Annotated in this window: 12 protein-coding genes and 1 tRNA gene; 7 read left to right on the forward strand and 6 right to left on the reverse strand. The window is 74.1% G+C overall.

Annotated elements, in window-relative coordinates:
• The 3 genes from ACI79G_RS04040 to ACI79G_RS04050 all read left to right on the forward strand — a co-directional run bounded on the left by ACI79G_RS04040 (window position 1) and on the right by ACI79G_RS04050 (window position 5,056).
• On the forward strand, window positions 1–1,623 hold the full coding sequence (locus ACI79G_RS04040; RefSeq protein ID WP_456879855.1) for an alpha/beta hydrolase: 1,623 nt from the start codon (window positions 1–3) through the stop codon (window positions 1,621–1,623).
• Window positions 1,624–1,649: 26 nt separating this feature from the next.
• Window positions 1,650–3,263, forward strand: coding sequence for an alpha/beta hydrolase (locus ACI79G_RS04045; protein ID WP_456879856.1), 1,614 nt, complete (start codon window positions 1,650–1,652; stop codon window positions 3,261–3,263).
• Between the two features lie 224 nt (window positions 3,264–3,487).
• A complete protein-coding gene (locus tag ACI79G_RS04050; RefSeq protein WP_456879857.1) occupies window positions 3,488–5,056 on the forward strand; it encodes an alpha/beta hydrolase in 1,569 nt (522 codons plus the stop codon).
• Between the two features lie 72 nt (window positions 5,057–5,128).
• On the opposite strand, the gene ACI79G_RS04055 is transcribed toward ACI79G_RS04050, so the two are convergent.
• Window positions 5,129–5,395, reverse strand: a complete 267-nt coding sequence (locus tag ACI79G_RS04055; RefSeq protein WP_091214419.1) for a hypothetical protein — start codon at window positions 5,393–5,395, stop codon at window positions 5,129–5,131.
• A gap of 86 nt (window positions 5,396–5,481) precedes the next feature.
• Here ACI79G_RS04055 and ACI79G_RS04060 point away from each other — a divergent pair, with 86 nt between their 5' ends.
• Together ACI79G_RS04060 and ACI79G_RS04065 are read left to right on the forward strand one after the other, a co-directional pair.
• A complete protein-coding gene (locus tag ACI79G_RS04060; RefSeq protein WP_245700059.1) occupies window positions 5,482–5,724 on the forward strand; it encodes a DUF5703 family protein in 243 nt (80 codons plus the stop codon).
• A 101-nt stretch (window positions 5,725–5,825) separates the two neighbouring features.
• Window positions 5,826–6,395, forward strand: a complete 570-nt coding sequence (locus tag ACI79G_RS04065) for a class I SAM-dependent methyltransferase (protein WP_456879858.1) — start codon at window positions 5,826–5,828, stop codon at window positions 6,393–6,395.
• Between the two features lie 19 nt (window positions 6,396–6,414).
• Here the strand turns inward: ACI79G_RS04065 and ACI79G_RS04070 are convergent, their stop codons facing one another.
• Window positions 6,415–7,218 carry an SDR family oxidoreductase gene (locus ACI79G_RS04070; protein WP_456879859.1) on the reverse strand — a complete coding sequence of 268 codons (804 nt, stop codon included), beginning with the start codon at window positions 7,216–7,218 and terminating at the stop codon, window positions 6,415–6,417.
• Between the two features lie 7 nt (window positions 7,219–7,225).
• Window positions 7,226–7,924, reverse strand: a complete 699-nt coding sequence (locus ACI79G_RS04075; RefSeq protein WP_456879860.1) for an aspartate/glutamate racemase family protein — start codon at window positions 7,922–7,924, stop codon at window positions 7,226–7,228.
• An 83-nt stretch (window positions 7,925–8,007) separates the two neighbouring features.
• On the opposite strand from ACI79G_RS04075, the gene ACI79G_RS04080 reads away from it, so the two are divergent.
• Entirely contained in the window at window positions 8,008–8,880 is an 873-nt protein-coding gene (locus ACI79G_RS04080) for a LysR family transcriptional regulator (protein ID WP_456879861.1), read from the forward strand.
• A gap of 6 nt (window positions 8,881–8,886) precedes the next feature.
• Here ACI79G_RS04080 and ACI79G_RS04085 read toward each other — a convergent pair whose 3' ends face one another.
• The gene (locus tag ACI79G_RS04085; RefSeq protein ID WP_456879862.1) at window positions 8,887–10,215 is read right to left on the reverse strand and encodes a M20/M25/M40 family metallo-hydrolase; all 1,329 of its coding nucleotides are present in this window, start codon (window positions 10,213–10,215) and stop codon (window positions 8,887–8,889) included.
• A gap of 86 nt (window positions 10,216–10,301) precedes the next feature.
• Here ACI79G_RS04085 and ACI79G_RS04090 point away from each other — a divergent pair.
• Window positions 10,302–10,386, forward strand: a tRNA-Leu gene (locus ACI79G_RS04090).
• A gap of 456 nt (window positions 10,387–10,842) precedes the next feature.
• Here the strand turns inward: ACI79G_RS04090 and ACI79G_RS04095 are convergent.
• Both ACI79G_RS04095 and ACI79G_RS04100 read right to left on the reverse strand, forming a co-directional pair.
• A complete protein-coding gene (locus ACI79G_RS04095) occupies window positions 10,843–11,085 on the reverse strand; it encodes a helix-turn-helix domain-containing protein (protein ID WP_456879863.1) in 243 nt (80 codons plus the stop codon).
• 113 nt (window positions 11,086–11,198) lie between these two features.
• Entirely contained in the window at window positions 11,199–12,014 is an 816-nt protein-coding gene (locus tag ACI79G_RS04100) for a hypothetical protein (protein ID WP_456879864.1), read from the reverse strand.
• Between the last annotated feature and the right edge of the window lie 449 nt (window positions 12,015–12,463).

Genomic DNA, 12,463 nt, shown 5'->3' on the forward strand with positions numbered 1-12,463 from the left:
GTGAGCGCACGCCGTCGTGCCGCTGCCGTCAGCACGCTGACCGTCCTGGTCCTCGCAGCGGGGACGGGGGTCGCGGGAGCGGAGAGCCCCACCGGCGAGCTCCCCGCGAGCCCGGTCGCGCCGCTGGCCTGGGCCGGGTGCGGGACGACGGCCGAGGCGACCGCGGCCGGGGTGGAGTGCGCCACCGCCGACCTCCCCATGGACTACGACGAGCCGGGCGGGGAGCGGGTGCAGATCGCCGTCGCGCGCGTCCCGGCCACCGACCCGGCCAACCGCATCGGGTCGCTGTTCGTCAACCTCGGCGGCCCCGGCGGCCCCGCGGTCGAGGTACTCCAGGCCGTCGGCCCGGGCGTGTTCGCCGCGCTGAACCAGCGGTTCGACATCGTCGGGTTCGACCCGCGAGGCGTCGGGCAGAGCACCCCGGCGGTCGCGTGCCAGAGCGACCAGCAGGTGCAGGACCAGCAGTCCCCGCAGCTGCCCACGCCGCTGGACATCGACGTCGACGCCTACGTCGCCGAGGCGCAGACCTACGTCGACGCGTGCCTGGCGAGCAACGGCGAGATCCTCGAGCACCTCTCGACGGCGAACGTCGCGCGGGACATGGACGCCCTCCGCGCCGCGATGGGTGACGAGCAGCTCACCTACCTCGGGTTCTCCTACGGGACCTTCCTCGGTGCGACCTACGCCAGCCTCTTCCCCGGCAACTACCGGGCCATGGTGCTCGACGGCGCGGTCGACCCCGACGAGTACGTCAACGACCCGCTCAGCACGAGGGCCGTGCAGACCGCGGCGTTCGAGACCGCCCTCGCCCGCTTCACCGAGGCGTGTGCGGTCGACCAGGTGGCCTGCTCCGGCTTCGGTGGCACCGACCCCTACCTGGCCTACGACCAACTGCTCGCCGCGGCCGAGGAGTCCCCCATCCCCGCCGACGGCTACCCGCCCGACCCGCGCCCGGTCACCGCCGACGACATCCGCGTCCTGACGCTGAACCTGCTCTACGGCAGGGAGCTGTGGGGCCAGCTCGGCGCCGCCCTGGCCGAGGCGGCGGCCGGGAACGGCTCCCCCGTGCGGGCCCTGCTCCACCAGGTGGTCTACACCGACGGCGCCTCGGGCGACCAGTTCTTCGCCATCACCGCATCCGAGCAGCGCTATCCGCAGGGGGACCTCGAGGTCTACCTCGACCGCGGCGCGGAGTCCTGGGCGTCCTTCCCCCACTTCTGGTTCACCAGCGGGTACGCCGAGATCCCCTACGCGCTGTGGCCGGCACGCGACGAGGACGCCTTCGCCGGGCCGTTCGAGGTGCCGGCCTCCTCGCCGACCCCCCTGGTCATCGGCACCACCTACGACCCCGCGACGCCCTACGCGGATGCGGTGAGCCTGGTCGCGGACCTGGGCAACGCACGGCTGCTCACGATGGAGGGCGACGGCCACACCGCCTACGGCGGCAAGTCCCCCTGCATCGACAGCAGCACCGACGCCTACCTGGTCGCCGGCGCGCTGCCCGCCCCGGGGACGGACTGCTCGCAGACCGTCCCGTTCACCGCCCCCGCCCCGGTGCCGGTGGGAGCCGCCACGGCCACCCAGCTGGTCCTCGGCCCCCGGCCCACCGCGTGGCTGCGCTGAGCTCCCGGGTGGGGTCAGGAGTTCGCATGAGCACCCGTCGCCGTGCTGCTGTCGTCGCCAGCACGCTGACCGCCCTGCTCCTGGCCGGCCAGGTACCCGGCGCGTCGGCGCAGGGCCCGGCCGCAGAGCCGCCCACCACGCCGGTGCCGCTGCTGGCGTGGGCGCCCTGCGGGACGACGCCCGAGGCCACCGCGGCCGGCGTGGAGTGCGCCACCGCCGACCTCCCCATGGACCACGACGAGCCGGGCGGGGAGCGGGTGCAGATCGCCGTCGCGCGCGTCCCGGCCACCGACCCGGCCAACCGCATCGGGTCCCTGTTCGTCAACCCCGGCGGCCCCGGCGGCCAGTTCGTCACCTCCCTGCAGCGGACCGGCGCCGGCCGGTTCGCCGACCTCAACGCACGCTTCGACATCGTCGCCTTCGCCCCGCGCGGGGCCGCGCCGAGCGCGCCGTCGATCGACTGCCAGGTCGACCCCGAGACCCAGAGCATCTACTCGACGCCGGTACCGAGCCCGCTGGACATCGACGTCGACGCCTACGTCGCCAAGGCGCAGACCTACGTCGACGCGTGCCTGGCCAACAACGGCGAGATCCTCGAGCACCTCTCGACGGCCAACGTCGCCCGCGACATGGACGCCCTGCGCGCCGCCGTCGGCGACGAGCAGCTGACGTACCTGGGCTACTCCTACGGGACCTTCCTCGGCGCCACCTACGCCAGCCTCTTCCCCGACGACCACCGGGCGATGGTGCTCGACGGCGCCCTGGACGCCGACGAGTACATCAACGACCCGCTCAGCGGGATCGCCACGCAGACCGCCGGGTTCGAGACGGCGCTCGCCCGCTTCACCGAGGCGTGTGCGGTCGACCAGGTCGCCTGCTCCGGCTTCGGCGGCGCCGATCCACACCTGGCCTACGACCAGCTGCTGGCCGCGGCCGAGGCCCGGCCCATACCGGTCGACGCCCACCCCGCCGACCCGCGGCCGGTCACCGCCGACGACATCCGGATCGTCACCTCGCAGCTGCTCTACGCCAAGCGGAACTGGGGCCTGCTGGGCGCCGTGCTCGCAGAGGCCGCGGCCGGGGACGGGTCGACGGTCCGCGCGCTCCTCGACCAGGTGGTCCACGCCGATGCCGCCTCGACCGACCGCTACTTCACCATCGGCGCGTCCGAGCAGCGCTATCCGCAGGGGGACCTCGAGGTCTACCTCGACCGCGGCGCGGAGTCCTGGGCGTCCTTCCCCCACTTCTGGTTCAACAGCGGGTACGCCGAGATCAACTACGCGCTCTGGCCGGCCCACGACGAGGACGCGTTCGGCGGGCCCTTCGACGTGCCGCAGTCCTCGGCGACCCCGCTCGTCATCGGCACGACCTACGACCCGGCCACGCCGTACTCCGGGGCGGTCCGCCTGGTCGCGGACCTGGGCAACGCGCGGCTGCTGACCATGGAGGGCGACGGCCACACCGCCTACGGCGGCAGGTCCGCCTGCGTCGACGGGGCGACCGAGGCCTACCTCATCGACGGCGTGCTGCCCGCCGAGGGCACCGTCTGCCAGCAGGAGGTCCCGTTCACGGCACCCAGCGACGTGCCGGCGGGTGCCACCACGGCGACCCAGCAGCTGGCCACGCCGCTGGCGGGCTGACCTGCGGGGCCCGGTCGGCCTCCTCGCTGCCCGGCCGGGTCCCGGCGCGTCGCCTGCGGCGCGCCGGGGACCGGAACGGCCAGATACCGCAGCCGTTGCCTGCGCAGATGCGTCGGGTGTTCCATGTCCGGCGTTCACGGGGCGCCGGCTCCGTGGCGCCCCGGCATCCTCGGAGAGGGCTGGGGTCCGTGGTCAGGTGCCGTCGATCGCTCGTCGTGGTGGCCGTGGCCGCCCTCGTCTCCGCCGCCGGGACCACCGTCGCCGGCGCCGTCCCCGCGGCCGAACCGCTGCCCGGCTCGGTGCCAGAACTGAGCTGGGCGGCCTGCGGAACGGCGGAGGAGGGAACCGCGGCCGGCGTGGAGTGCGCGAGCGCCGACGTCCCGCTGGACCACGACGAGCCCGACGGCGCGAGCATCCGGATCGCCCTCTCCCGGGTGCCGGCCACCGACCCGGCGAACCGGATCGGCTCGCTGTTCGTCAACCCCGGCGGCCCCGGCGGCCAGTTCGTCACCTCCCTGCAGCGGACCGGCGCCGGCATCTTCGCCGACCTCAACGCACGCTTCGACATCGTCGCCTTCGCGCCGCGCGGGGTCGCGCCGAGCACCCCCGCCGTCGACTGCGGGCTGGACCCGGAGACGGAGGGGTTCTTCTCGCGGTCCGCGCCCACGCCGTTCGACGTCGACCCGGCCGCGCTCGTCGCCAGCGCCCAGGAGTACGTCGACGCGTGCCTGGCGAGGAACGGCGAGATCCTCGAGCACCTCTCGACCGCGAACGTCGCCCAGGACATGGACCTGCTGCGGGCAGCCGTCGGCGACGACCGGCTGAGCTACCTGGGCTTCTCCTACGGCACGTTCCTCGGCGCGACCTACGCCGCCCTGTTCCCCGACCGCTACCGGGCCCTGGTGCTCGACGGCGCCCTCGACCCCGAGGAGTACCTCACCGACCCGGTGTCCCTGAGCACCGCGCAGGCCGCCGGCTTCGAGCGGGCCCTCGACCGGTTCACCGAGGCCTGCGCAGTCGACCAGCCGGCCTGTTCCGGGTTCGGCGGCCCCGACCCGCTGCTGGCCTACGACCGGCTGCTGGCGACCGCGGAGGCGGTCCCCCTCCCGGCTCCCGGCTACCCGGTGAACCCGCGCCCGGTGACCGCGGACGACATCCGCGAGGTGACCCAGACCCTGCTCTACGCCAAGCGGCTGTGGGGGCTCCTCGCCGCCGCACTGGCCGCCGCGGAGGACGGGGACGCCTCCGCGCTCCGGGCGCTGCTCGACCAGGTCGTGTACGACGACCCCGCGTCCACCGACCGGTTCGTCGCCATCTCGGCCGGCGAGCAGCAGTGGCCGACCGACATCGACACCTACCTGGAGCGCGGTGCCGCGGAGTGGGCCGCCTTCCCGCACTTCTGGGGCAGCTTCGCCTACGCGGAGATCCCGTGGGCGCTGTGGCCGGTGCAGGACGACGACGCCTACTACGGGTCCTACGAGGTCCCCGGGACCTCCCCGGCGCCGTTGGTCATCGGCACCACCTACGACCCGGCCACGCCCTACGCGGGGTCGGTCGCCATGGTCGAGGCCCTGGGCAACGCCCGGCTGCTGACCATGGAGGGCGACGGCCACACCGCCTACGGGCGCAACTCCGCCTGCATCAACTCGGTGACCGACGCCTACCTGTTCGGCCAGACGCTGCCGGCCGCGGGCACCGTGTGCCAGCAGGAGGTGCCGGTCGCCGCTCCGGCGAACGTGCCGGCCGAGGCCTCGACGGCGACCCAGCGCCTGGCCATCCCGCTCGCCGGCTGAGAGAGCCCCCCCCCCGAGCTCGGGGCGGTGCCCTGGGGGCCACACCGCGCGCCGGCGGGCCCGCGCCGCGGGCTACAGCGGGATGTCGTCGTCGTCGACGGGGACGTCGGCCTCCTGCTCGAGGACGTCGGCGGGGTCGGCCTCGCGGTCGCCGACCGGACGCAGCGGGCTGCCGGCCTCGCCCGGGCGGGCGGCCAGCTGCTGCTCGAGGGCGTCGGCCTCGGGAACGCCCTCACCCGGCGGGGTGGCGTCACCGGCGAGGGCGACGACCGGCGGGTCGAGCGGGGCCTCCTGCTCGGCGCGGTCGGCGTCGGGCACGTCGTTGCCGGGAGCGGTCACGCCGTCCTCCGTGTCCTCGGGGATGGGGTCGGGGCCCATCCTGCCGCCCGGCGCGGGGCCGGTGCAGTCCGGGAGGTGACGGTCACGTGACCAGCGGGCGTCCGGCGGGCACAATCGGCCAGATGGAGGCGGTCGCCGGGGATTACGAGTTCGCGCCGCTGCGGATCCCGCCGGGTACGTCCCGGTCCGCAGCGGCGACCATGCTGAGCCTGCAGGCGGACACCGGTGGCTGGGAACTCGCCCGGCTGCAGCTGCACGCCGACGGCACGCGCAAGGTCATCCTGCGCCGCCGGGCCCGGCTGTCCTACCTGCCCAAGCCGCACATCTAGCGCTGCCGGTGCCGGGTCGGCCCCCTGCGGTCGCCGAGCCGGCACGGGCGTGTCAGGGTCGGGGCTGGGTCGCCGCTGCCCGGGCGGCCCGGGAGGGCGGCATGAGAGAGACCCTGACCGACCGGTTCCGCTTCCTGCGCGCCTTCCTGGCCAACCCCCGTCAGGTGGGCGCTGTCCTGCCGACCTCCCGCTGGGCGGTGCGGGACATGCTGGACCTGGCCGACCTCCCCCGAGCCGACCTGGTCGTCGAGCTCGGCGCGGGCACCGGGGTGCAGACCGGCGAGGTCCTCGCCCGGCTGGGCCCGAGCGCCCGGCTGGTGGCGCTGGAGATCGACCCGGACCTGGCCGCGCTGCTCGAGGAGCGCTACGACGACCCGCGGCTGCAGGTGGTCTGCGACTCGGCGGAGAACCTCGACGTGCACCTGGGTGGTAAGCGGGCCGACGTGCTGGTCTCCGCGCTGCCCTACACCTCGTTCGAGGCGGGGCTGCGCCGCCGGGTGCTGGACTTGCTGCCGGTCGCACTGGCGCCCGGCGGGGTGCTGCTGGTGATCCAGTACTCGCCGCTGATCCTGCGCGAGCTGCGCCGCCGGTTCCCGTCGGTGCAGCAGAAGATCACGCCGTGGAACGTGCCCCCGGCGTTCCTGTACGCCTGCCGCACCGACCCCGCCTGACGCTCACCGCATCTGACGCTCACCGCATCGACGGCGGGCGCAGCGCCTCCGGGACGACGGCCGTCTCACCGCTGGCCGTCTTGGCGCTGGGCACCCCCTTGAACCGGTAGGGCACGGTGCCGACGCCGGGCTGGACGACGTAGGCCGCGCCCGGCTCGCCCGACGTCCAGGCCGCGACCATCGCGTCGGCCACCTCCTCGGCCGACAGCACCGGGAAACCGGCCTGCGTGAACTGGTCGCGGATGCGGTCGATGATCGCGGTGTCGGCGAAGCCCGGGCAGATCGCGGTGATCGTCGTCCCCTCGCGGGCCAGGCGCGGGGCCATCGACCGGACGAAGGCGATCGCGCCGCCCTTGGCGACGCTGTAGCCGGGGTCGGTGGCCATCGGCGAGAGGCCGGCCAGGGACGCCGTGACGACGATCGCGCCGCCGCCGGCCCGCTTGATCGCCGGGCGGGCGGCCACCGCGCCGTAGACGACGCCGAAGAGGTCGACGTCGACCACCCGCACGAACTCGTCGAGGTCGAGGTCGTCGTCGGACTTGGCCGCGGAGATGCCGGCGTTGAGGTAGGCGGCGTCGAGCCGGCCGTGCCGGGCCTCGATGCGCTCGACGAGCGCGGCGTTGGCCGCCCGGTCGGTGACGTCGAGGACCTCGAACTCCGCGCCCAGGTCGGCGGCGACCTGCCGGTTGCGCTCGCTGTCGAGGTCGGCGAGGACGACGGTGACCTCCCGCTCCCCCAGCTTGGCGGCGAGGGCGCGGCCGAAGCCGCCGGTCCCCCCGGTGATGAGTGCGACGGATCCGGGACGGGGAGTGGCAGCGGTCACCCGGCCATCAGACCACGGCCGGCCGCGAGGCGAGCGCGGCGTCGACGGCCGCGGTCACGTGCAGCCGGGCCGAGGGCAGCAGCGGCACCGGGCTGTCCCCGGCGCCGAGCAGCAGCTCGAGCTCGGTGCAGCACAGCGCCACGGCGTCGGCGCCCCGCGCGGCCAGCCGGCGGACGACGGCGCGCAGGTCGGCGCGGGTGGCGTCGGAGAGCACGCCCCGGCACAGCTCGTCGAAGATGGCCGCGTCCACGCGGTCCACGTCGTCCTCCGGCGGCACCAGCACGCTGAGGCCGGCAGCCCCCAGGCGCTCCCGGAGGAACGGCGCCCGCACGGTGCCCGCCGTGCCGAGCAGGCCGATCGTGGGGCCCGGCGCGGCGGCGGCCACCGGGTCGGCGATGTGCAGGAACGGCACGCCCAGGGCCGCCTCGATCGCCGGCGCCGTCCGGTGCATGTAGTTGGTGCACAGCAGCACCAGCTCGGCACCGGCGGACTCCAGCGCTCGCGCCTCGGCGGCCAGCAGCGCGGCCGCGTCGTCCCAGCGGTCCTCCAGCTGGCACTCCCGGACGACGCGGAAGTCCAGGCTGCGCACCAGCAGCGACGCGCTGGCCAGCCCGCCCAGCCGTTCCCGCACCAGCTCGTTGGCGATGCGGTAGTACAGCGCCGTCGACTCCCAGCTCATCCCGCCCAGCAGCCCGATGGTCCTCATGCGCCCAGGCTCGCCCCCGGGGAGGGGATCGTCCAGGCCGGGATGTCGACGTCCTGACCCAAGCGCTGCTTGGATGTCGCACCGTGGATCCCCGTCGGGTGCTCGTCTTCCGCGAGGTCGCCCGCGCCGGGTCGCTGGCCGGGGCGGCCCGGACGCTGGGCTGGACGCAGCCGGCGGTGAGCCAGCAGGTGCGGCAGCTGGAGCGCGAGATCGGCACGGCCCTCGTCCTGCGCCAGGGCCGGGGCGTGGCGCTGACCGAGGCCGGCCGGGTCCTGCTGCGGCACGCCGAGGGGGTCGCCGACCGGCTGGCCGCGGCCGAGCAGGAGATCGCGGCGCTGACCGGCCTGGCCGCGGGCACGGTGCGGCTGTCCGCCTTCCCGACCGCCGCGGCGGTCCTGCTGCCGTCCGTGCTGGTCGCGCTGCGGGAGCGGGCGCCGGCCCTGCAGGTGCGCTTCACCGAGGAGGAACCGCCGGAGGCCGAGGCGGCGGTGCGCAGCGGCGCGGCGGACCTGGCGCTGGTGTTCCGCCACGAGGACGACGAGGACGCCGTCCCCGGCGACCTGATGCGCGAGCCGCTGGCGCGCCACCCGGTCCTGGCCGTCGTCCGGGCGGGGTGGCCGCTGCCCACGACACTGGCCGACCTGCGCGACCAGCCGTGGATAGCCGGGTGCGTGCGCTGCCGCGGTCACCTGCTGCGCTGCGCGCGACGGGCCGGCTTCACCCCCGACGTCCGCTTCGTCACCGACGACCACGTCGTCGTGCAGGGCCTGGTGGCCCAGGGGCTCGGCGTGGCCCTGCTGCCCAGTTGGGCCCTGGCGGCGAGCACGCAGCCCGGGGTGGTCGCCGTCGACCTGCCCGACGTCGACGGCCGGGTGGTCGAGACGCTGGCGCGCCCGGACGCCCGGCGGGTGCCCGGCGTCGCCGCCCTGCTGGCCGCGCTGCGCGCCGCGGCCTGAGCGGCGTCAGCAGGCGCGCAGGAAACGGTCGAGCACCCGGATGCCGAAGCGCAGCGACTCCACCGGCACCCGCTCGTCGATGCCGTGGAACAGCGAGGCGAAGTCCAGGTCCGGGGGCAGCCGCAGCGGGGAGAAGCCGAAGCAGCGCATGCCCAGCCGCTCGAAGCTCTTGGCGTCGGTGCCGCCGCTCATGGTGAACGGCACGGGGCGGGCGCCGTCGTCCTCGGCCTTGAGCGCGGCCACCATCGCGTCGACCAGCGGGCCGTCGAACGTCGTCTCCACGGCCTGGTCGTGCACCAGCCACTCGCGCTGCACGCCCTCGCCGATGAGGCCGGCCAGCTGCCGCTCGAACTCCTCCTCCTGCCCGTAGAGGAAGCGGCCGTCGACGGTGGCGCTCGCGGTGCCCGGGATGACGTTGGCCTTGTAGCCGGCCTCGAGCATCGTCGGGTTGACCGTGTTGCGCAGCGCCGCGCCGATCATCCGGCTGATGCTGCCGAGCCGGGCCAGGGCCTGCTCTGGCTCGTCGGGGTCGATCTCGATGCCGTAGGCGTCCTCGACGGCGGCGAGGAACGAGCGCATCGGCGGGGTGAGCGTGGTGGGCAGCCGGGCCGCGCCGAGCCGCGCCACGGCCGAGCAGAGCCGCGTGACGGCGTTGTCGTCGTGGACGAACGAGCCGTGGCCGGGCTTCCCGCCCGCGGTGAGCCGCATCCAGGCCAGGCCCTTCTCCGCCGTCTGGACGAGGTAGAGGCGCAGGTCGTCGCGGACGGTGATGCTGAAGCCGCCGACCTCGCTGATCGCCTCGGTGCAGCCATCGAAGAGGTCGGGGTGCTCCTCGACGAGGTAGCGGGCGCCGCGCTTCCCGCCGGCCTCCTCGTCGGCGACGAAGGCCAGGACGACGTCCCGCGGCGGCCGGACGCCGGTGCGGGCCCAGTCGCGCACGAGCGCGAGGGTCATCGCGTCCATGTCCTTCATGTCGACCGCGCCGCGGCCCCAGACGTAGCCGTCGCGCTCCTCGCCGGAGAACGGGTGCACGCTCCACTCGGCCGGGTCGGCGGGGACGACGTCGAGGTGGCCGTGGACCAGCAGCGCCGGACGGCTGCTGTCCTGGCCCTCGATGCGGGCGACCAAGCTGGCCCTCCCCCGCTCCGACTCGTGGATGACCGACGGGATGCCGACCTCGCCGAGCTTCCCGGCGACCCACTCGGCCGCCACCCGCTCGCCCTTGCCCGTGGCGGTGTCGCCGGTGTTGGTCGTGTCGATGCGGATGAGGTCGGACAGCAGCTCCGCGACCTCGTCCTGGGCTCGGGACAGGGGCGCGGCGGTCGTCTCTGACATGCCGACGATCGTGCCACCGGGGGTGTGCAGACCCTGGCCGAGGCTCGGTTATGCTGACTCCCGACGCTCGCGAGAGCGGCTCACCTGTCCGGGTGGCGGAATGGCAGACGCGCTAGCTTGAGGTGCTAGTGCCCTTTATCGGGCGTGGGGGTTCAAGTCCCCCCTCGGACACCGAGTTGAGCCCCCGCGGCTTTCTGGCCGGCGGGGGTTCTCCTGTTCCTGCGTCGGCACGTCCGCTCGATACCTGTAGAACCACACCGGCCGGCTACCGTCTCCGGACGCCGGTCAGGGTGGGCCGAGATCCCGCTGCTCCACGGGTGAGCGGGCGCAGTGCTGCCCGCGACCTCGCGGCGAGGAGGAGCTCGTCGCCGAGTGGGTGGGAGGATGAGATGCGTCAGACCGCGGACCGTCACCGAGGCCGGCGAGCTGGCCGCCTTCGCGGAGCACCCGCCCAGCTGTTCGGCCTCAGCTGGCGGACGACCGAGTCACCTTCACGACCCCTCTGCCCGCCCGGAGGGGGCACGCCCTCGTCGGCGCAGAGCTCGGCTACTGCACCGCCAAGTGGCCGAAGTGGCGCCGGTGGTCGCCCGGGGTGGTGTTCCAACCGACGACGGAACGCACGGCTCATCATCTCCGGCGTCTGGAATCCGCGGACCGAGCGATGTAGTCGACGGCGTGGCTAGTGGTCCCGAGGAGCTGGCAGGCTTCCTCAAGCCGCAACCTTTCCACGTGCTCGCTCGGCGTCACCTCGACCTCGGCCCTGAACACCCGGCTGAACTGCCGTTCGGACAGGTGCACTCGGCGGGCCAGGGTGGGCACCGTCAGGTCTGCGGTGAGGTGGTCAGGCAGCCACGCCAGCAGCTCCCGCACGGGTTCCCTCTCCACTGCCTGCGCGGCGAGCAGCGTGGAGGACTGCGCCTGCCCACCGGATCGCCGCAGGTAGGCCGGCGACGTCCGTGTGACTGAGATCGGCCCGCGAGGGGTCACGTCGTAGACCGGGGATCCCGTGGCCAATAAATTTGCAAGCCCCCACCCAGCACAGCGCCGGCGTCACGGCCCAGGCCCAGGCCCCAGGGTGACTCACGTTGCACCAGCTCCCCGTCCGCATCGCTGACGCGGACCATCGGTCCCCGGTCGTAGCTCACCCCGTCGTAGGCCACCCGCTGAGCAGCGGCCGTCCCCACGAAAATCTCTGTTCCGGCAGGGATCACATCTTCGACGTACCTGTCGCGGGAACCCCAGCCTGGCTGCAGAGCAAGGCCGTGCAGGTCCTGTTCGGTGGTCCCCCTGTACATTGCAGGGGCACACCAGCCGCCGACCTCAGTCCTGCTGTCGTCGTCCCCGAGCCGCTTGTAGACGGGGATGTCCACGTCCGTGACCACCCGGTCGTAGCTCCCGTTCCGGAAGTTCTGCGCGACCGTTCCCTCCCCACCGGGCTGCTGCATCTCGGCGAGGGGCCCGGGGTTGATCACGGCGTTGTAGTGCTCGCGCTGGCTCCAGCTTGCGGAGATCCCCGGAGGGGGCACATCGCCACCGATGTCGCCGTCGGGTCCTCCTGGCGGCGGCACATCGCCACCGTCGTCACCGCGCGGTCCTCTTGGTGGCGACAGGTCGCCACCATTGTCACCGCCGGGTCCCCCGGGCGGCGGCACATCCACCTGAAGCGCTGTCGGTCGATGCGCTTCAGCTCCGCCAGAGGGCACGTCGACCTCAGGAGGATTGGGCTGCGCGCTGGCTGCCCACGCATCGTGCGCTGGCGTCGACGTCCGCGCCTCCGGCGTGGTCACCAGATCGGGCATCTCCGCCGGACCTTCAGCGCGTCGTAGGTCGTGCTGGTGGGCCGGGTCCGAGAGGTTGCTTCTCCACCTCGCATGGCCCCCGTCGAGATCCGCCTGCATCTCCGGCGAGAGCCTGAGAGCGGCGGCCTCCTCTGTGCGGCTGTCCCGGCGTACGTCCGGCTGGTGAGCAGGGTCGGACAAATTCTGATCCCAGCGCGCGTGCCTCTCGTCGAGGGCCGCATGCATCTGGGGGGAAGGCCTCAGCTCGGGCCCGTGGTCGCGGTCAAGCCCGTCGACGGCCAGGTTGACGGGCTCGACCGGTTGCACCTCGGGCCCCGACCGGTCGCGCTCAGGCGAGGGCCGCTCTACTGGTGGCCCCAAAGCGGAACGGTCACCTGTCTGCTCGACGGGCCGCCGCTCGTTCACTAGGTCCGCCTTCTCGTGCGCCGGGCGCTTGGCCGGAGCGTCGG

The organism is Geodermatophilus sp. SYSU D00779, assembly GCF_054050595.1.